Raw genomic sequence first — 20981 nt, 5'->3', positions numbered from 1 at the left:
GCGTCCGCTGAAGATATCGCCGTGATCGGCCTCGCGTTGCGGCTGCCCGGTGCCGACACTCTCGACGAACTGTCCGGGCATCTGAGCGCGGGCCGCTCGCTCATCTCCGAGGTGCCGTCGGAACGGTGGTCGAAGGAGCGCTACTTCGGCGACCCGAGGCGCGGCGCCGAAAAAACCAGCAGCGTCTGGGGCGGCTTCATCGACCACGCCGACTGCTTCGACGCCGCGTTCTTCCGCATCTCCCCGCGCGAGGCGGAGAGCATGGACCCGCAGCAGCGATTCGCGCTCGAACTCGCCTGGAAGGCCATCGAGGACGCCGGATACCGGGCGAGTGAAATCGCCGGGACCCCGACCGGTGTGTTCATGGGCGTGTGCCACGCGGACTACGCGGAGCTGATGGAACGCGACCGCGCGAAAACCGACGCCTATTTCCCCACCGGCACCGCCTATTCCATCATCGCCAACCGGGTCTCCTACCACTTCGACTTCCAGGGCCCGAGCATCACCAACGACACCGCCTGCTCCAGCTCGCTGGTGTCGGTGTACGAGGCCGTGTCCGCCCTCCAGCGCGGCGAATGCGGGCTCGCGCTCGCCGGGGGCGTCAACCTGTGCTGGTCGCCCAAGCACTTCATCGCCTTCAGCCAGGCCGGGATGCTCTCGCGCACCGGCCGCAGCCGCGCCTTCGACCAGAACGCCGACGGCTATGTGCGCGGCGAGGGCGGCGCCGTCCTGCTGCTGAAGCCGCTCGCCCAGGCCGTCGAGGACGGCGACCCCGTGCACGCCGTCATCAAGGGCATCGGCACCAACCACGGCGGCCGGACCAACTCCCTGACGGTCACCAACCCGGCCGCCCAGTCGCAGCTCATCGAGGGGCTGTACACCCGCGCCGGAATCCGCCCGGAGACCGTCAGCTACATCGAGGCGCACGGGCCGGGCACCCCGGTCGGCGACCCGATCGAGATCATCGCCCTCAAGCGGGCGTTCCAGAACCTGCACGCGGCGCAGGGTACCGAGGCGCGCCCGGCGACCTGCGGGGTCGGCTCGGTCAAGACCAACATCGGCCACCTGGAAGGCGCGGCGGGTGTGGCCGGAATGGCCAAGGTGATCGCCTCCCTCGCGGGCCGGACCCTGCCCGCGACCGTCGGTTTCGAGGCCCAGAACAAGCTCATCAAGCTGGACGGCAGCCCCTTCTTCATCGTGCGCGACACCCAGCCGTGGGGCGCTCCGGACGGGCAGGACGGGCCGCTTCGGGCGGGCGTCAGCTCGTTCGGCTTCGGCGGTACGAACGCCCATGTGGTCCTGGAGGAGTACGTACGCGTACGGGACGACGACGAGGGCGCGGAGGAGGCGGCGGGCCCGGAACTCGTGCCCCTGTCCGCCCGGACGTCCGAGCAGCTGCGCGAGGTCGCCCGGGAGCTGCTGGACCATCTGCGTACCCCGCACTCCGGTGACGGCGCGGCGCGGCGGCTCGCCGACATCGCGTACACGCTCCAGATCGGCCGCGAGCCGATGGCCGCGCGTGTCGCGTTCGTCGCCGCGAGCCTGTCCGAACTCGGCGCGTCGCTCGCCTCGTTCGTGGACGGCGCGCTCGGCGAGGCGGCGGTGCACGGGGACGCGTACGACACGCCCGGGCTGCTGCGCGAGGCGACCCGCTGGGCCGAGGGCGAGACCGACACGGTCGACGTGGCCGCGCTCCACGGGGGCGGCTACGGGGAACGGCGGCGGGTACGGCTTCCCACGTACCCGTTCGCGCGGGAGCGCCACTGGTTCCGGATTCCCGACGCGCCGGTGGAGGGCGGTGCCACTTCGCTCGTCCAGCGCAACACCTCCGACGCGGGCGAGCAGCCCTACAGCACGACGCTCACCGGGGACGAGCCCTTCCTCGCCGCCCACCAGGTGCGGGGCGCCCGGGTGCTGCCCGCCGCCGCCCACCTGGAGATGGCCCGAGCGGCGGTGCACGACGCGGCGGGCTCCGGGGCGTCGACCGGCCTGCGGCTGCGCGATGTCACGTTCCTGCGCCCCGTGGTGGCCGACGCCTCGCCGCTCGACGTGCAGGTGGGCCTTGCCCCTGGGGAGGGGCCTGCTTTCGCGTACCAGCTCTCCACGGGCGGCGCGTCGGTGATCCACAGCCGTGGCACCGCCGAGATCGGCGGGCTCGACACGCCGGAGCGGGTCGACCTGACGGCGCGGCGCGCCGCGTGCCCCACGCGGCGCGCCCCCGCGGACGCCTACGCCGCGTTCCATGACCAGGGTCTGGAGTACGGCGCCGCGATGCGCGGCCTGGCCGAGATCTACGTCGGCACGGACGAACTCGTCGCCCGGATCGCCCGCCCCGGCCCGGGTATGAGCCCTGTCCTGCCGCCGAGCGTCCTGGACGCGGCGCTGCAGGGCTCGGTGCTGCTGCTGAACGAGGCGGGCGGCGGCGCGCCGCCCCAGGGCCCGGCGCTGCCGTTCGCCCTGGACGCCTTGGAGGTCCACGGCCCCTGCCCGGACGACACCTGGGCCTGGGTCCGCCGCCGCGCCGGTGGCGGCTCGCTGGACACGTTCGACATCGACCTGTGCGACGCGCAAGGCGCCGTGGCGGTACGCCTGCGCGGCCTGGTCCAGCGCCGCGCACCGGCAGACGCGGCGCAGCGCGCCGATACGTCCGGCGGTGGTGTGGGCCGTGTCGTCACCGCCACCTGCCAGTGGGTGGACGCACCGCTCGGGTCGGCGTCGGGGCCGAGTGAAGGCGCCCCCGCCGCGCATGCCCCGAGCGCGCATGCCCCGACCGTGCACGGTTTCATTGCCGGGGACGGCTTGGCGGGCGGCTCGTTCACGCGGCTGCCCGACATCACCCGCGACCGCCTCGCCGACGGCGTCGACGCCGCGCTCGGTGTCGTCTTCGCGCGCGTTCAGGAGCTGATGCGGTCGCGGCCGCAGGACGCGCAGCGTGTCCTCGTCCTCGTCGACGACCGCGTGCCGCGCCACTTCCACGCCCCGCTCGCCGCTCTCCTCCAGACCGCCGCCACCGAGAACCCCCTCGTCTCCGGGCGTGTCGTCCGTATCGCCGGGCTCGACACCGCCGCACCCGAGCGTGTAGCCGCCGTCCTGGCCGCCGAGGCGGCCGCCCCCGCAGGGCCCGGCGAGGTCCGGTACGGCCACGACGGCACCCGCCAGGAGTGGCGGCCCGTGGACGTCGGCCTGGGCGCGGGGCCGCAGGTCCCGCCGCTGAAGGACGGCGGGGTCTACTGGCTGACGGGCGGACTCGGCGGCCTCGGGCGGCACTTCGCGCGGTACTTCGCGCGCTCCGGCCGGGTCACCGTCGTCCTGAGCGGCCGCTCAGAGCCCGGGGCCGCGAGCGACGCGGCCCTGCGCGAGCTGCGGGCAGCGGGCGTGGACGCGCACTACCGGGCCGTCGACGTCGGCCGCAGGGAGGACGTGGAGCAGGCCGTCCGCGCCATCACCCGCGAACACGGCTCGCTCGACGGGATCGTGCACGCGGCGGGCGTGTTGCGCGACGGCTATCTCCTCACCAAGGACGCGGCCGAACTGCCCGCCGTGCTGGAGCCGAAGGTGCGCGGCACGCTGCACCTCGACGCCGCCACGCGCGACCTCGGGCTCGACTTCTTCGCCGTCTTCTCGTCCGTCGCCGGGGTGTACGGCAACTCAGGACAGGCCGACTACGCGGCGGCGAACGCCTTCCTGGACGCCTTCGCCCACCACCGGCAGGCGCTGGTGGACATCGGGGAGCGCACCGGGCGGACCGTCGCCGTCAGCTGGCCGCTGTGGGCGGACGGAGGGATGACGGTCGACGCCGTCACCCGCGACTCGATGCGCAAACAGCGCGGCTGGGAACCCCTGCCGACCGAGGACGGACTGCGCGTGTTCGGCCGCGCGCTGGGCGACGCGCCCGGGCATGTCGTCGTGGCGTACGGCGCGGACCCCACGCTGGCGCTGGCGCGCCGCGATGAACAGCGGCCCGCCACGCCCACCACGGCCATCGCACCCGCCGCAGGCGGCGGTGATCTGACGGAGCCGACCGAGGAGTTGCTGAAGCGGATCCTCGGCGAGGTGCTGCACCACGAGCCCGACGCGATCGACACCACGGTCAACCTGGTCGAGTACGGCATCGACTCGCTCGCCATCCTGGAGACCACCGCGCGCCTCGAAGAACACTTCGGCCCGCTGCCGAAGACGGTGTTCTTCGAGTACGTCACCATCGAGGACGTCGCGGGCTACTTCCTCGCCTCGCACCGCGCGACGCTGGAGACGATCCTCGGTGGTGAGGCCCCGGCAGAAACAGAAGCAGAAGCAGAAGCAGAAACAGCAGCCGCGCCGGAGGGCGAAATCGTGGCAGCCGCGCCCCTCACCGTCACCGATCGCCCCACCGCGCCCTCGCGCGACGACTACCACGACATCGCCGTCATCGGCATCTCCGGCACCTACCCCGGCGCCGACACGATGGACGAGCTGTGGTCCCTGCTCGAAGAGGGCCGCCACACCTTCGAAGAGGTCCCGCGCGACCGCTGGGACCACGACGCGATCTACAGCCGCGACCGCGCCGTCCTCGGCAAGAGTTCCATCCGCACGGGCACCTTCCTGCGCGGCATCGACGCCTTCGACCCCCGCTACTTCCGCGTCTCCAAGCGCGACGCCGAGCAGATGTCGCCGGAGGTCCGGCTGTTCCTGCAGACCGGCGTCGAGGCGCTGGAGGACGCGGGGTACTCACGCGAGACCATCCAGCGGCAGTACGGCGGCGACGTCGGCGTGCTCGTCGGGGCGATGAGCAACCACTACGGCCTCTACGGCTTCCAGAACAGCCTGACCCGGGGCTCGGCGGCGAGCGGCAGCTACACCGGCACGCTGCCCAACATGCTCTCGTACTTCTACGGGCTCACCGGGCCGTCGATCTTCCTGGACACCATGTGCTCGGGCTCCTCGGCCTGCGTCCACCAGGCCGTGCAGATGCTGCGCGCCCGCGAGTGCAAGATGGTCGTGGCCGGGGGAGTGAACCTCCTCCTCCACCCCTACAACCTCATCTCCTCCTCGCAGGAGCACTTCACCACCGCCACCTCCGATGTGATCCGCAGCTTCGGGCTCGGCGCGGACGGGACGATCCTGGGCGAGGGCGTAGGCGCCGTCGTCCTCAAACCGCTCGTCGAGGCCGAGCGCGACGGCGACCATGTGTACGCGGTCATCAAGGGCACCGCGCTCACGAACGCGGGCGTACGCAACGGCTTCACCGTGCCCAGCCCCCGCGCGCAGGCGCGGGCGGTCGAGAAGGCGATCGACGACGCGGGCGTGGACCCACGCACCATCAGCTACGTCGAGGGGCACGGCTCGGGTACGTCGCTCGGCGACCCGATCGAGGTCAAGGCGCTCACCGACGCGTTCCGCAAACACACCGGGGACACCCAGTTCTGCGCCCTCGGCTCGGTCAAGTCGAACCTGGGACACCTGCTGCACGCGGCCGGAATGATCGGCTTCGCGAAGGTGATCCTGCAGATGGAAAAGGGCACGCTGGCGCCCTCGCTCCACAGCGACGAACTCAACCCGGACATCGACTTCAGCGGGACGCCCTTCCGCGTGCAGCGCGCCCTCGCCCCCTGGGAGCCGGTGACGGTCAAGGGGGCCGACGGGCGTGTCGTCACCCATCCCCGGCGCGCCGGTATCACCTCGATCGGCGCGGGCGGGATGAACTCGCACATCATCCTGGAGCAATACCCGGGCGCGCCCGGCCGCCACGATGTCCGCGACGGCCGCGACGAGTTGTTCGTCTTCTCGGCGATGACCGATGCCGCGCTGGACACCTCCCTCGCCCGTTTCCGCGCGTATCTGACCGGGGCGGACGAGTCCGATCTGCCGTCGATCGCGTTCACGCTGCGCGTGGGCAAGAACGAACTCCCGAGGCGGTGGGCCTTCTTCGCGTCCGACACGCGCGGCGCCATCGCGGCGATCGACCGCTATCTGGCGGGCGACCGCGACCTCACCACCGCGCTGCACAGCGCCGACCCGCGCGCGGCGGCCGCGCGCGACCTCGGTACGACCTGGGCGGGCGGCAAGAGCGTCGACTGGGCGGCGCGGCTCGGCGACCCGCGCCGACTGCGGCGTGTCCCGCTCCCCGCCTACCCCTTCGACCGCGTGTCGTGCTGGGTGACGCCGGAGCCCGGCGCGCCGAGCGTGCTCGCGCCGCTCGCCCTCCGCGACAAGCTCCACCCGTTCCTGGGCCGCAACGAATCCGATGTCGACGGGCTGCGCTACACCCTCGACGTCCGTCTCGACGACCTGCTCGACTACGGATACCAGCGGGGCCGGGAACGGGACATCGTCCCGGCGTTCGCCCTGGACGTGGCGCTCGCAGTCGCCCGGATCTCCGGCCTCGCCGCCGATCCGGCCACCGTGCGGGTACGTGACCTCCGTGTCCTCGGCCCCATCGAGTGGACCGCCACCGAGCGTCTGACCATCACCCTGGACACGGCGCGCCCCGAGGCGGCCCAAGGTGTGGTGTTCGCCGAGGACGCGTCGGGTGCGGGTGCGCGTGTCGTGGAGTTCGACCTCGTACCGGACGGCCCGCCCGGTACGCCCGGCCCGGCGCGACCCCGGGAATCCGTCCGCTTCGACGCCGTACGCACCCTCGACCAGCCGCAGCTCCTGGCCGAACTCGCCGAGGGCGGGCTCGACTACGAGCCCATGCTGTGCGGGATCGACAGGGCGTCCTGGCTGCGGGACGGACGGCTGGTGCTCACGGTCGGCGCCCCCGAACTCCAGCGGGATCACACCAAGCCGGGCGTCATCCTGGCCCCGCATGTCCTCGCGGCCCTCGACCAGGGCGCGTACCTCGCGGCGAAGAGCGCGGGCCTGCCGCACTGGGAGCGGCAGACCTGGCGGCACACCGCCGACGTCCGCCTCCACACCGGCGCCCCGGACGTGGCGTACGCCGTGCTCGACCTGGCCGCCCAAGCCGAATCCGGAGCCCTGGCCGGGAGCGTCACACTGCTGGGGCCCGGCGGCGAGGTCGCGGTGGAGCTGACGGGCGTGCGCTACGGGGACCACGACACGCCCGGGCATGACGTGCCCCGGAGCGAGGCACCCCGGCACGACACACCGCGTGACGTACCGCGCGGCGGCGGCATCGTCTCCTTCGTCGTGGACGAACTGCGCGGCATGGCCTCCGACATCCTCAAGTTCGACGCGGACGAGCTGGACGTCCACACGGGCTTCGACTCCTTCGGCTTCGACTCGATCTCGCTGGTCACCTTCTCGAAGCGCATCCACGAGCGGTTCGGCATCGACGTGTCCCCGGCGGTCTTCTTCGACGTCCGTACCTTCGACGCGCTGGGCCGCCACCTCGCCACGGAGTACGAGGAGCCGGTCCGCGCGGCGCACGAGGCAGGTACACCGCGTGTCGTACCAGAGCCGCCGCGCCGCGAGGTGGAACGGCCCGCCGCCGCGCCCGAGGCGCGTACCGCCCCGGACCACGAAAGCAGCGAAGGCGACGCGCCCATGCCCATCGCCGTCATCGGCGCGGCGGGACGCTTCCCCGGCGCGCCCGACCTCGACACGTACTGGGCGAATCTCGTCGAGGGCAAGGACTCGGTCACGGAGTTCCCGCGCCACCGCTACGACGCCGCCTACCAACGCGTCGTGGACGAGGCCGACTTCCCGCGCCACGCGGGTGTCCTCGACGACATCGACGCGTTCGACGCGGGCTTCTTCCGGATCTATCCGCGCGAGGCCGAGCTGATGGACCCGCAGCACCGGCTGGCCCTCGAAACCGTGTGGGGCGCGCTGGAGGACAGCGCGTACACCCGCGCCGCCCTGCCCCGGAACACCGGGCTCTTCCTGGGCGTGTCGGGCACGGACTACGCCACGCTGCTCACCACGTACGGCGTGGAGCCGGACGCGTTCACCTCGACCGGCAACGCGCACTCGATGCTCGTCAACCGCGTGTCGTACGTGCTCGACATCCGTGGTCCCAGCCAGCCGGTCGACACCGCCTGCTCCAGTTCGCTCATCGCCGTCCACCGCGCCCTCGACGCCGTGCGCTCCGGCGCGTGTGAGGTGGCGGTCGCGGGCGGGGTGAATCTGCTGCTCAGCGTCGACACGTTCGTGAGCGCGCAGCGCGCGGGCATGCTCAGCCCGGACGGCCGGTGCAAGACGTTCGCCCGGGACGCGGACGGCTACGTACGCGGAGAGGGCGTCGGCGCCGTCGTCCTCAAGCCCCTGGCGGCCGCCGAACGGGACGGTGACGCCATCCTCGCGGTGCTGCGCGGCAGCGCCGAGAACCACGGCGGCCGGGCCAACTCGCTGACCGCGCCCAACGCCGACGCCCAGACCGAGCTGGTGACGGCCGCGCTGGGCGGCCTCGACCCGGACACCATCGGATACATCGAGACGCACGGCACCGGGACCGCGCTCGGCGACCCCGTCGAGGTACGGGCGCTGCAGTCGGCGTTCCGGCGGCTGGGCGGCGGCTCCACGGCCACCTGCGGCCTCGGATCGGTGAAGTCCAACATCGGCCACCTGGAGGCCGCCGCGGGCATCGCCGGGCTGCTGAAGGTGATCCTCGCGATGCGCCACGGGGTGCTCCCGGCGACCCAACACTGCGCGGAGATCAACCCGTTCATCCAGCTGGACGAGGGCCCCTTCCACATCGTGCGCCAGAACGAACCGTGGCCACGCCCACGCGGCAGCGGTCGCCGGGCAGGCGTCAGCAGCTTCGGCTTCGGCGGCTCCAACTGCCATGTGGTGGTCGAGGAGTACGTGCCCAAGGCCAGCGAACGCGGCGATGGCGGGCCGTCGGACGGCGCGAGCGTCATCGTCCCGATCTCGGCCCGTACGGACGAACAGCTCCAGCACGTCGCGCGCCGCCTCCTCGCGCACCTCGGCGACCCTGACCCCGGCCGGTCGGACACACTGCCCTCGATCGCCTGGACCCTGCAAACCGGGCGCGAGGCGATGGAACGGCGCACCGGTTGGGTGGTGGCCTCGCGGGCCGAACTCACCGACAGGCTACGGGCGTTCGTGGAACGTGGCGAACACGGCAGCGCGCCCGGCGGAGACCTCGGGGCGTTGCTCACCCGCTGGACCGAGGGCGGCGACGTCGAGTGGCGCACGCTCTACGGGACGGACACCCCGCTCCGCGCCCACCTGCCCACCTACCCCTTCGCCCGCGAGCGCTACTGGATCCCCGGCACCGAAACCCCGGAGCCGACCACCGACACCACCGACGACACATCGGCGCAGAGCCTCCTGCCCGTCATCGGCACCACCCTGTTCGTCCCCCGGTGGGCCCCGCAGCCCGTGCCCCCGGGCGGCGGCAGCACCGCGTACCCCTACGCCCGCCGCCTGGTGATCCTGTGCGGGGCGACGGCCACCGCGCGGGACACGGTCGAGCGACGTGTCCCCGGCGTCCGCTGCCACACCGTCACCACGGCCAAACAGCGCCTCGACAGCCGCTTCGCGGACCTCTCACGGCAGGTCTTCGAGACCGTCCGCGAGCTGACCGCCGAGCCCGCCGCAGGCGGCGGCGCCACCCTCGTACAGGTGGTGGTCCCGACGGACGGCGACGACGCGACCCTGCTGGCCCTCGCGGGCCTGCTGCGTACGGCGGCGCTCGAAAGCCCCCGGTTCACGGGCCAGATGATCGGCGTGGACGGCGCGGCCACGCAGGACACCGTGGTGGCCACCGCCGTCGCCGACAACGCACGCGCCACGGACGGCGATGTCATCCGCTACGACGACGGCGTACGCACCGTCCAGACCTGGGACGTCCCGGCCCCGAACGCGGCGGCGGGCATCCCGTGGCGCGCGGGCGGTACGTACCTCATCACGGGTGGCGCGAGCGGCATCGGTGCCGTCGTCGCCCGCCACATCGCCCACGGTGTGGACCGCCCGACCCTCGTCCTGGTCGGCAGGCGGACCAAGGACAGCCACATCGACGCGCTCCTCGACGAGCTGCGCGCCGCCGGTGCCGTGGCCCGCTACGAGCGCGCCGACATCTCGCGGTGGGAAGAGGTCCGCCACCTGGTCTCCCAAGTACGCGAAGAGATTGGCGAGTTGCACGGCATCGTGCACTCCGCCGGAGTCCTCCGCGACGCCACGCTCGCGAAGAAGATGGCGGAGGAGTGGGACGATGTCCTCGCGCCCAAGGTCGACGGCCTCGTCCATCTCGACCGGGCCACCGCGAGTACACCGCTCGACTTCCTCCTCACCTTCTCCTCCGGCTCCGCCCTCACCGGAAACCCCGGCCAGGCGGACTACGCCACCGCCAACGCCTTCCTGGACGCCTTCGCCACGCTCCGCACCGCCCGCGTCGCCGCCGGGGAGCGCTCCGGGCGCACTCTGTCGATCGCGTGGCCGCTGTGGAAGGACGGCGGGATGGCGGTGGACGAGGCGACGCGCGCGTACCTCTGGCACAGCCGTGGCCTCGTCCCCATGGACTCGGTCGACGGGCTCGCCGCCCTCCTCCGCGCCTGGCGGCTCGGCGCGGACCGGGTGTGGGTGCACCACGGCGACCCGGACAAGGCGCTGGAAACGGCGCAGTTCGGCACGCCGGAGCACGCCACCGGCACCCCGGACCGGACACGCGACACACAGGGCACCACGCCCGCCGCGCGGCACAAGCCCAGCCGCGCCGCCTCTGAGCAGCGGGCCGGGCGCGAGGCGCTGCACCACCTCCTCGACCTCTTCGCACGCGTCACCAAGGTGGCGCGCCAGGCCGTGGACGCCGATGAGCCGATCGGCGCGATGGGACTCGACTCGATCATGGTCGTGCAGCTGAACAAGGAGCTGTCCGCCAGGTACGGCGATGTCTCGAAGACCCTCTTCTACGAACACCCGACGCTGCGCGCGGTCGCCGCACACCTCGCGACGGAGCACGCGTCACCGGCCCCCGAGGACACCGCCCCCGTGGACACAGCCCCCGTGGAGACCACCGTGACACCCGACCCCACTCAGCAACCTTCTCCCGCCCCCTCGCCCGGGGCGCGTGAGCCCATCGCCATCATCGGCATGAGCGGCCGCTACCCGCAGGCCGAGAACCTGACCGCCTTCTGGGAGAACCTCAAGGCGGGCCGCGACTGCGTCGGCGAGATTCCCGCCGACCGCTGGTCGCTGGACGGTTTCTACGAGCCGGACCGCGCGACCGCGGTCGCCACCGGCCGCAGCTACAGCAAGTGGGGCGGCTTCCTGGAGGACTTCGCGGCGTTCGACCCGCTCCACTTCCAGATCGCGCCGCGCGACGCGTACGCCATGGACCCGCAGGAGCGGCTGTTCCTGCAGGCGTCGTGGGAGGTGCTGGAGGACGCCGGATACGCACGCGAGGAGCTGGCGCGCCGCCATCAGCGCCGGGTCGGGGTGTTCGCGGGCGTCACCAAGACGGGCCACGCCCGCCACGGTGTGCGGCGGCTGCCGTCGGGGGAGACGGCGGCCCCGGTGGTCTCGTTCGCCTCGCTCAGCGCCCGTACCTCGTATGTTCTCGATCTGCGCGGGCCGAGCCTGACGCTCGACACGATGTGCTCCGCGTCGCTCACCGCCATCCACGAGGCGTGTGAACATCTGCACCAGGGCGCGTGCGAGCTGGCCATCGCGGGTGGCGTCAACCTCTATCTGCACCCGCAGGACTACATCGAACTGTGCGGCTCCACCATGCTGTCGGCCGACGCCCGGTGCCGGAGCTTCGGCAGCGGTGGCGACGGCTTCGTACCCGGTGAGGGCGTCGGCTGTGTCCTGCTGAAGCCGCTGTCGCGCGCCCTCGCCGACGGCGACCGCGTGCTCGCGGTGATCCGGGGGACGAGCATCAACCACGGTGGCCGCTCCAACGGCTATACGGTGCCGAACCCCGGCGCCCAGGCCGAGCTGATCCGGGACGCGATGAGCCGCGCCGGGGTCTCCGCCCGCGACGTGAGCTACGTCGAGGCGCACGGCACCGGGACGGAGCTGGGCGACCCCATCGAGGTCAAGGGCCTGTCGCTCGCCTTCGAGCAGGACAGGCAGGACAGGCAGGACAGGCAGGACAGGCAGGACACGCCGGACACGCAGTACTGCGCGCTCGGCTCGGTGAAGTCGGGGATCGGCCACCTGGAGGCCGCGGCGGGCGTCGCCGGGCTGACGAAGGCCGTCCTCCAGCTCCGCCACCGACAGCTCGTACCGAGCCTGCACGCCGAGGATCCGAACCCGAACATCACCTTCGAGCGGACCCCGTTCTTCGTCCAGCGCGAGCTGAGCGCGTGGGAGTCGGACGGCCGTCCCCGCATCGCGTCCGTCTCGTCGTTCGGCGCGGGCGGCTCCAACGCGCATGTGATTCTGGAGGAGTACGCCACCGAGCAGCCGCCTCCCACGGGCGGGGTGGCCGAGGGCGCCGAGCACATCGTTGTCCTCTCGGCCCGTACGCCGGAGCAGCTGCACACCTCGGCCGCGCGCCTCGCCACGTTCCTCGACACCGAGGACGTCCGGCTCGCCGACCTCGCCTTCACCCTCCAGGTCGGGCGCGAGGCGATGAAGGAACGGCTCGCGGTGGTCGCGTCGTCGGTGCCCGAACTGCGCGGCGCTCTGCGGGAGTTCGTGGATGGTGGAGATGGGACACCGGGCGTGTACCGGGCCACCGCGGGCCACGCGCAGGGCGCCCTCGCCGAGATCGCCGCCGACGACGACCTCCGGGATCTGCTGGTCCAGCGCTGGGCCCGGGCCGGGAAGGCGGCCAAGCTCGCGGCCCTGTGGGTCGAGGGCGTGGCGCCCGACTGGCACGCGCTGCACGCCCCGGCGACGCCCCGCCGGATCGCGCTGCCCACGTATCCGTTCGCCAAGGACCGGTACTGGATCGGCGACCTCGATCCGGTGGCGGACACGGCACACGTGGCACAGGTGGCCGTACGTCAGACCACGCCAGCCGCCATGGCCGCACCACCCGCCGCACCTGCCCCGCAGGAGGAACCGCTCGACGCCCAGGTGGCCCGCGTGGTGCGCGACAAGCTCGCCAAGGCGCTCGCGATGCGGGAGAACGAGGTCGAGGGCGGCCACGCCTTCGCCGACTACGGGCTCGACTCCATCCTCGGTGTCCGGCTCGTCCATGAACTCAACGAAACCCTGGCGCTCGACCTCCCGACGAGCGTCATCTACGACCACAGCACGGCCGACCGCCTCACCGCCCACATCCTGGGCGCCCACCGTCCCGTCGTCGCCCGCACCGAGCCCCGACCGGCACCGGCCACGACACAGACACCGCCCACCACACCGCCCGCGACGCCACGGCCGCCGATCGCCATCGTCGGCATCAGCGGCCGGTTCGCCGGATCCGACTCGCCGGACGAGCTGTGGGAACACCTCGCGGCGGGCCATGACCTGGTCGGCGAGGCCACCCGCTGGGACCTCAAGGCGGCCGACAGCAGCACGGACAACGGCGCCGCGAAGCGCTGCACACGTGGCGGATTCCTCGACCACATCGACCAGTTCGACCCGCTGTTCTTCAACATCTCCGGCGTCGAGGCCGCCATCATGGACCCGCAGCAGCGGCTGCTGCTCGAAGAGTCCTGGAAGGCCCTGGAGGACGCCGGATACGCGGGCCACCGGATGAGCGACGTGCGCTGCGGCGTCTACGTCGGCTGCTGGGACGGCGACTACCAGGAGCTGCTGGGCGAGGACGCGCCCGCCCAGGCCTTCTGGGGCAACACCGCGTCGTTCATCCCCAGCCGGATCTCGTACTTCCTCAACCTCAAGGGCCCCGCCATCGCGGTGGACACCTCCTGCTCCAGCTCCCTCGTCGCCATCGACCTGGCCTGCAAGGACCTGGCGGCGGGCGAGACCTCGATGGCGCTCGCGGGCGGTGTGTACGTCCAGTCGACACCGCGCCTGTACGACCTGGCCGGGCGCGCCGGGATGCTCTCGCCCACCGGCCGCTGCCACACCTTCGACCACCGCGCGAACGGCTTCGTCCCCGGCGAGGCGGTCGGCGCGCTGGTGCTCAAGCGGCTCGACGACGCCCTCGCCGACGGGGACCACGTCTACGGTGTGATCCGCGCGTCCGGGGTCAACCACGACGGCGCGACCAACGGCATCACCGCGCCCAGCTCCGCGTCCCAGGAGAGCCTGCTGCGCGAGGTGTACGACGCGTACGGCATCGACGTGGAGCACATCCAGCTGGTCGAGGCGCACGGCACGGGCACCAAGCTGGGCGATCCGATCGAGTTCCAGGCGCTCACCCGGGCGTTCCGCAAGCACACCGACAAGTCCGAGTACTGCGCCCTGGGTTCGGTGAAGACGAACCTCGGCCACACCCAGCACGCGGCGGGTGTCGCGGGTGTCGTCAAGGTGCTGCTGGCGCTGAAGCACCGGCAGATCCCCGCGTCGCTGCACTTCGAGACCGCCAACGAGGCGGTCGCGCTGGACGGCAGTCCGTTCTACGTGAGCACCCGTACCCACCGCTGGGAGACGGCCCCGGGCGTCCCGAGGCGCGCCGTGGTCAGCTCGTTCGGCGCGAGCGGCACCAACGCGCATCTGGTCATCGACGAAGGGCCCGCCCCCGTGCGCGTCCCGGCGCCGCGCCCCGCGTATCTCGTCGCCCTCTCGGCACACTCGCGCGACCAGCTCACCCAGCAGCTGACCCGCCTGGCCACCCACCTCCGTGGCGAACCCGGGCTCGACTGCGGCGACGTGGCGCACACGCTCATCGCCGGACGCGAACACTTCGCGCACCGCTTCGCCTGCGTCGTCCGCGACCGCGAGGAGCTGGTCCGAATCCTGGACGAAGGGTTCGACGGACCGCGCGCGTTCACCGGAGAGGCGGTGGCGGCGAGCGGTACGGGGGACAGCACACGGCTCGGCGAGGAGGCCCTGCGCCGCTGCTCCGGCGGTACGGCGCACACCGACGCGCCGCTCGCCTACCGCACCGACCTCGAACTGCTCGCCGAGCTGTTCGTCCGGGGCGTGGCGCTCGACTACGCCGAGGTGTTCCCGGAGACGGCGCGGCGCCGGGTGCCGCTGCCGACGTACCCGTTCGCCCGCGAACGCCACTGGCCGACGGCGGCGGCACCGGCCCCCGCGCCGGTCGCCCCCGAAGCCCCCGCCACCCCCGAAGCCCCCACACCCGCCACCCGCGAAGTGCCCGCCGTACGCCACCCGATGGTCCCGCGACCCGCGCCCCACGCGGACGGCGGCCACCGCGCCACCGCCACGCTGACCGGTGACGAGTCCTATCTGCGCGACCACACGGTCCACGGCCGCCGGATCCTGCCCGGGGTGGCGCACCTGGAGATGGCGCGGGCGGCCGCGGCCCACGCGCTCGGCGCCGACGCCACCACGCCACTGCGGATGCGCAACGTCACCTGGGTGCAGGCGCTCGCCGTCGAGGGCGCGCCCGTGGACGTCGAGGTGCGGGTGAAGCCGCTCCGGGACGGTGGCGGTGTCGCCTTCGACATCGCCTCCTCCGGGACCGCCGAGTCCGCCGTCCACAGCGAAGGCCGCATCGCGCGGTCGGACACCCCGCGCCCGGCGCCCCTCGACCTCGCGGCGCTGCGCGCGGACTGCCCGAACGAGGTGTCCCCGGCGCGTGTCGCGGGCGCGCTGCGGGCCATGGGCATCGTGCACGGCGCGTCGCTGCGCGCCATCGAGGAGGCGTACACCGGCCCCGGGCGCGTCGTCGCCCGGCTCGCCCTCCCCGACGCGGCGGAGCACGCCGACGGGGCGTACGTCCTGCACCCCGCCCTCATGGACTCGGCCATCCAGGCCTCGATGGCGCTGCACCTGGCCGACGGGGCCGACGGGCCTCAGGACACCGCCATCCCCTTCGCGCTCGACCGGCTCGAACTCTTCGCCCCCTGCACCCCGGCGATGTGGGCCGTCGTCCGCGTCGCGGACAGCGCGGCGGCGGTGACCGCGCTCAGCAGGCTCGACATCGATCTCGTGGACGACACCGGCGCGGTGTGCGTGGCCATGACCGGCTACACCTCGCGCCGGGTGCCCGAGCCCGTGCCGTCGCTGTACGCACCCGTGTGGGAACCGCTCGCGCCCGCCGCGTTCGGCGCGCCCGTACCGTCCACGGCGGACCGTGTCCTGGTCGTCGGTGGCACCGCCGAACAGCGGGCGGCGCTCACCGCGCAGTGCCCGCAGACCGCCGTGTGGAGCCTCGCGCCGGACGCGTCCATCGACGAGGTCGCCGACGCGCTGCGAGACGCCGGTCCGCTCGGCCACCTCGTGTGGATCGCGCCCGACACCGACGTGGCGCTCACCGACGCGGCCGGTCTCGTCACCGCCCAGCAGGACGGTGTCCTCGCGGCGTTCCGTATGGTCAAGGCGCTGCTGCGGACGCGGCACGACGCCCGGCCGCTCGGCCTGACCCTGGTCACCCGGCGCGCCGTCCCCACCCACGCCACCGACGAGGTCCGGCCCGTCCACGCCGGGCTGCACGGCCTCTTCGGATCGCTCGGGCAGGAGTACCCGAACTGGACCGTGCGCCGCCTCGACCTGGACGGCGACACCGAGTGGCCCGCAGACCTCGCGGCGCTGCCCGCGCATTCGCACGGCGACACCTGGGTGCGCCGCGCGGGCCAGTGGCTCGGCCGCAGGCTCGCCCCCTGCGCCACGGAAACCACCGCCACCGACCGCTACCGCGAGGACGGCGTGTACGTCGTGATCGGCGGCGCGGGCGGCCTCGGCGCGGCCTGGACCGAGCACGTGGTCGAGCGCTACGGCGCGCGCGTCGTATGGATCGGACGCCGTGAGCGCGACGCGGACATCGACGCCAAGCTGCGCGCCATCGGCGGCCGGGGCGAGGTGACCTACCTCGCCGCCGACGCCACGGACCCCGCCGCCCTCGCCCGCGCCCACGCCGAGATCATCGACCGGTACGGGCACGTCAACGGCGTCATCCAGGCGGCCCTGGTGCTCCGCGACCAGAGCCTGGCCAACATGGACGAGGACACGTTCCGCGCGAGCCTGGCGGCCAAGGTCGACGCGAGCGCGGCCATGGCGGCGGTGTTCGCCGACGACGACCTCGACTTCGCCCTCTTCTTCTCCTCGATCCAGTCGTTCACCACGGCGGCCGGGCAGAGCAACTACGCCTCCGGCTGCACCTTCGCCGACGCGTACGCCCACGCCCTGTCCGGGCAGTGGCCGGGTCCGGTGAAGGTGATGAACTGGGGCTGGTGGGGCAGCATCGGCAGCGTCGCCTCCGACTTCCACCGCGAGCGCATGGCCCGCTGGGGGCTGCTCTCCATCGAACCGCCGGAGGGGATGGCCGCGCTCGGCACCCTGCTCGGCGGCCCGCAGCAGCAGCTCAGCTTCGTCAAGCTCACCGAACCGGCCGCGCTCCAGCCCATCGACCCGGCCACCCGCCTCACCGTCTACGAACGCGACGCGGCCACCCGCATCCCCGCTGACGCCCTGATGGCCCACTCCGGCCTCGCCGACAGCCAGGAGATCCTGCGTACGGTGGCCGACTGGCGCACTGAGCGAGACGCCCTCCTCGGCCGCATGACCCGTGGCCACTTGGAGGCCATGGGCGTCGTACGGAACGGCGAGACGTACGACGACACCACCGACCTCACGGAACTGCGCGAACGCGGCGGCATCCTCGACCGCTACACCACCTGGCTGGAGCACGCGCTGCGGACGATGCCCGCCACCGCCCCGCCGCTCGACACGTTGAACCAGGAGTGGAAGGAGCGCTGCGCCGAGTGGTCCGCCGACCCCGACAAGCGGGCCGAGCTGCGGCTTGTCGACGCCACCCTCGCCGCCCTGCCCGACATCCTGACCGGCCGCACCCGGCCGACCGACATCATGTTCCCGCGCGGCTCCCTCGAACTCGTCGAGGGCTGCTACAAGAACAACCGCGTGGCGGACACCTTCAACCGCGCCATGGCGGACGCCGCCGTCGGTGTCGTGTCCGAGCGGCTGCGCCGCGACCCCGGCGCACGGCTGCGCATCCTGGAGATCGGCGCCGGTACCGGCGGCACCAGCGTGGGCCTGTTCGCGGCGCTGCGCCCCTACCAGGAGCACATCGAGACCTACACGTACACCGACCTCTCGAAGGCGTTCCTGAACCACGCGCAGAGCGAGTACGGGCCCGACGTCCCGTACCTGGACACCACGCGCCTCGACGCCGAACAGCCGCTCGCCGCGCAGGGCATCGAGGTCGGCGGCTACGACCTCGTCGTCGCCGCCAACGTCCTGCACGCCACGCGAGACACCCGCACCACCCTGCGCAACGCCAAGTCGGCGCTGCGCGACGGGGGTTGGCTGCTGCTCAACGAGCTGTGCTCGTTCGATGTGTTCAGCCACCTCACCTTCGGGCTGCTGGAGGGCTGGTGGCTGTTCGAGGACGCGTCGCTGCGCATCCCCGGCTCACCCGCGCTGTCGCCCGAGAGCTGGCGCGACGTACTCCACGGCGAGGGCTTCCCGTCCGTCGTCCTGGTGCTGCCGCAGGCCCGGGCGCTCGGGCAGCAGATCATCGCGGCCGAGAGCGACGGCATCGCCCGCAGGCCGGTGTCCGGGCCCGTGGCCGACGCCCGTCCCGCCCCCGTACCCAACCAGCCCGCCGCCCCCGACAACACACCCCATGAGCGTCCCTCCGCCGAGTCCCGCGCCGAGACCGTGGTGGCCTACCTCCGGGAGAAGGCCGCGGCCACGCTGAAGATCCCGGCGGAGAAGATCGATCCGTCGGTGTCGCTCATCCAGTACGGCATGGACTCGATCCTCGTCCTGCAACTCGCCAACGCGCTGCGCGAGGACTTCGAGGACGTCTCGCCCACCGTCCTCTTCGACGCCGAATCGGTGGACGAGCTGTCCGCCCACTTCCTCGACACCTACCGCGACCGCGTGGACGCCCTCGTGCTCCGACGCGGCCAGGAGGCCTGATGGCGCTGCCGCTGGACAACCCGGGACCCGCCAGGATCGTGGTGGGCATCACCGGCGCCACCGGGGCCGTGCTGGGGGTGCGGCTGCTGGAGCGGCTGCGCGAGCACGGCGGGGTGGAAACGCATCTGGTGGTCAGCCGCTGGGCGCGCTCCACCATCGAGTACGAGACGTCGATGAGCGTGCGCGAGGTCGCGGCCCTCGCCGATGTCACCCACAACCCGGAGGACCAGGGCGCGGCCATCTCCTCGGGCTCCTTCCGCACGGACGGCATGGTGATCGTCCCGTGCAGCATGAAGACCCTCGCGGCGATCCGCGTGGGCTTCGCCGACGGCCTGGTGGCCCGCGCCGCCGACGTCACCCTGAAGGAGCGCCGCAAGCTGGTGCTGGTGCCCAGGGAAACCCCGCTGAGCGACATCCACTTGGAGAACATGCTCGCGCTGTCCCGCATGGGCTCGGTGATCCTGCCGCCGATGCCCGCCTTCTACCAGCACCCGGAGACGGCCGACGACATCGTCGACCACACCGTCACCCGCGTGCTCGACCAGTTCGGCATCGACACGCCCAAGGCCTGCCGATGGAACGGGATGCGCGACGCCCGGCAACACGCCCGACCCCGACACCGAGGTGAGGACGAAACCGCATGAATCACCTGTCCAGTCTGCGCGACTACCTGGACGCCCTGGCCAAGCTCGACGATCTGCGGGTCATCGATGACGAGGTGGACGCCGAGCTGGAGATCGGTGCGATCGCCCGCTACGCCACCGAACACCGGGCCCCGGCGCATCTGCTGTCCCGCATCCGGGGCTTCACGCCCGGCTTCCGGGTCCTCACGGCGCCCGCCGCGTACAGCAGCGTCCCCGACAGCCCGTACGCCCGGGTCGCGCTCTCCCTCGGGCTCGACCCGGACACCCGGCCGCTGGAGCTGCTGGACGGGCTGGTGGCCGCCCAGTCGGCCACGCCCATCGCGCCGGTCACGGTGGAGTCGGGGCCCTGCCAGGAGAACGTCCTGCTCGGCGCGGACGCCGACCTGACCCGGTTCCCGTTCCCGCTGCTGCACGACGGCGACGGCGGACGGTACGTGAACACGATCGGCACCTTCGTGCTGCGCAGCCCGGACCGCCGCTGGACCAACTGGGGTATCGCGCGGGCCATGCTGCACGACGCGCACCGCATGGCCACCTTCACCGGTTCGCCGCAGCACATCGGCCTCATCGACGACATGTGGCGCGAGCGCGGCGAGCGGACCCCCTTCGCGCTGGTCCTCGGCGCCGAGCCCGCCATCCCGTTCGTGTCCACCATGTCGCTGCCGGAGGAGGTGGACGAGGCCGCCTACCTCGGCGCGTACTACGGACGCCCGGTGGAGCTGGTCCGCTGCCGGACCGTCGACCTGGAGGTGCCCGCCACCGCCGAGATCGTCATCGAGGGGTACATCAACCACGACGACCTCGTACCGGAAGGCCCGATGGGCGAGTTCGCGGGCTACATCCCCGACTGGGCGGTGGAGCTGCCCGCGTACACCGTCACCGCCATCACCCACCGTAACGACCCGATCATGCCGGTGGTGTGCGCGGGCAAGCCGGTCGACGAGGACCACACCCTCATCGGGCTGACCCACTCCGCCCGCTGGACCCACTATCTGCGCGAGGCGGGGCTGCCGGTCGCCGCGGCCTGGATGATCCCGGAAACGGCGGTCCACGTGCTGGCCGTCACCGTGGACGCCGACTGGCGCGAGCGCACCGGCTTCACCTCCTCCGAGCAGCTGTGCCGGGCCATCGGCGAGGCGTGCGACACGTTTCCGCACGGGGGGTGGTGGGTCACCCGGATCATGGTCCTCGACCACGACATCGACCCGACCGACCTCCGCGATGTGCTGTGGGGCTTCGCCACCCGCTCGCACCCCAGCACCGGCATCCATGTCCTCCCGGACACCGCCATCATGCACCTGATGGTGTGCTACACCGACGAGGAACGGGAGACCGGCCGGGGCCCGACCGTCCTGTTCGACTGCCTCCGCGACGACAACCTGAACATCGCCTCCTTCGCCGAGAACTACCCCGAGACGGTGCGCCAGCGCACCCACCAACTCCTCGCCTCCGCAAGGCCGTTGGGCGGTTCCCTCTAACCCGGACGAAGAGCGGCCCTGAATGGTA

The 20981-nt window shown here is 72.6% G+C and carries 3 protein-coding genes; all 3 read left to right on the top strand.

The annotated features are described in order from the left end of the window. Positions 1 to 21: 21 nt before the first annotated feature. From ACWC5C_RS32420 to ACWC5C_RS32410, 3 genes are read left to right on the top strand one after another with little or no spacing between them, the layout of a single operon-like run. Positions 22 to 18831: an SDR family NAD(P)-dependent oxidoreductase gene (locus tag ACWC5C_RS32420; RefSeq protein WP_450881293.1), complete on the top strand. Its 18810-nt coding sequence runs from the start codon at positions 22 to 24 to the stop codon at positions 18829 to 18831. Continuing rightward, positions 18831 to 19475 (top strand): non-oxidative hydroxyarylic acid decarboxylases subunit B, encoded by a 645-nt coding sequence (locus tag ACWC5C_RS32415; protein WP_450881291.1) that lies wholly within the window; start codon positions 18831 to 18833, stop codon positions 19473 to 19475. Before ACWC5C_RS32420 ends, ACWC5C_RS32415 begins: the two co-directional genes overlap by 1 nt. Next, entirely contained in the window at positions 19472 to 20953 is a 1482-nt protein-coding gene (locus tag ACWC5C_RS32410) for a UbiD family decarboxylase (protein WP_450881289.1), read from the top strand. Before ACWC5C_RS32415 ends, ACWC5C_RS32410 begins: the two co-directional genes overlap by 4 nt. Positions 20954 to 20981: the final 28 nt, after the last annotated feature.

Source organism: Streptomyces sp. NPDC001700 (assembly GCF_053596435.1).
This window is presented reverse-complemented; position numbering and strand designations above follow the sequence as displayed.

Bases quoted from the DNA above. Each gene is read 5' to 3' on its own strand.
- ACWC5C_RS32415 (WP_450881291.1), top strand. From the start codon at position 18,831: ATGGCGCTGCCGCTGGACAACCCGGGACCCGCCAGGATCGTGGTGGGC.
- ACWC5C_RS32410 (WP_450881289.1), top strand. From the start codon at position 19,472: ATGAATCACCTGTCCAGTCTGCGCGACTACCTGGACGCCCTGGCCAAG.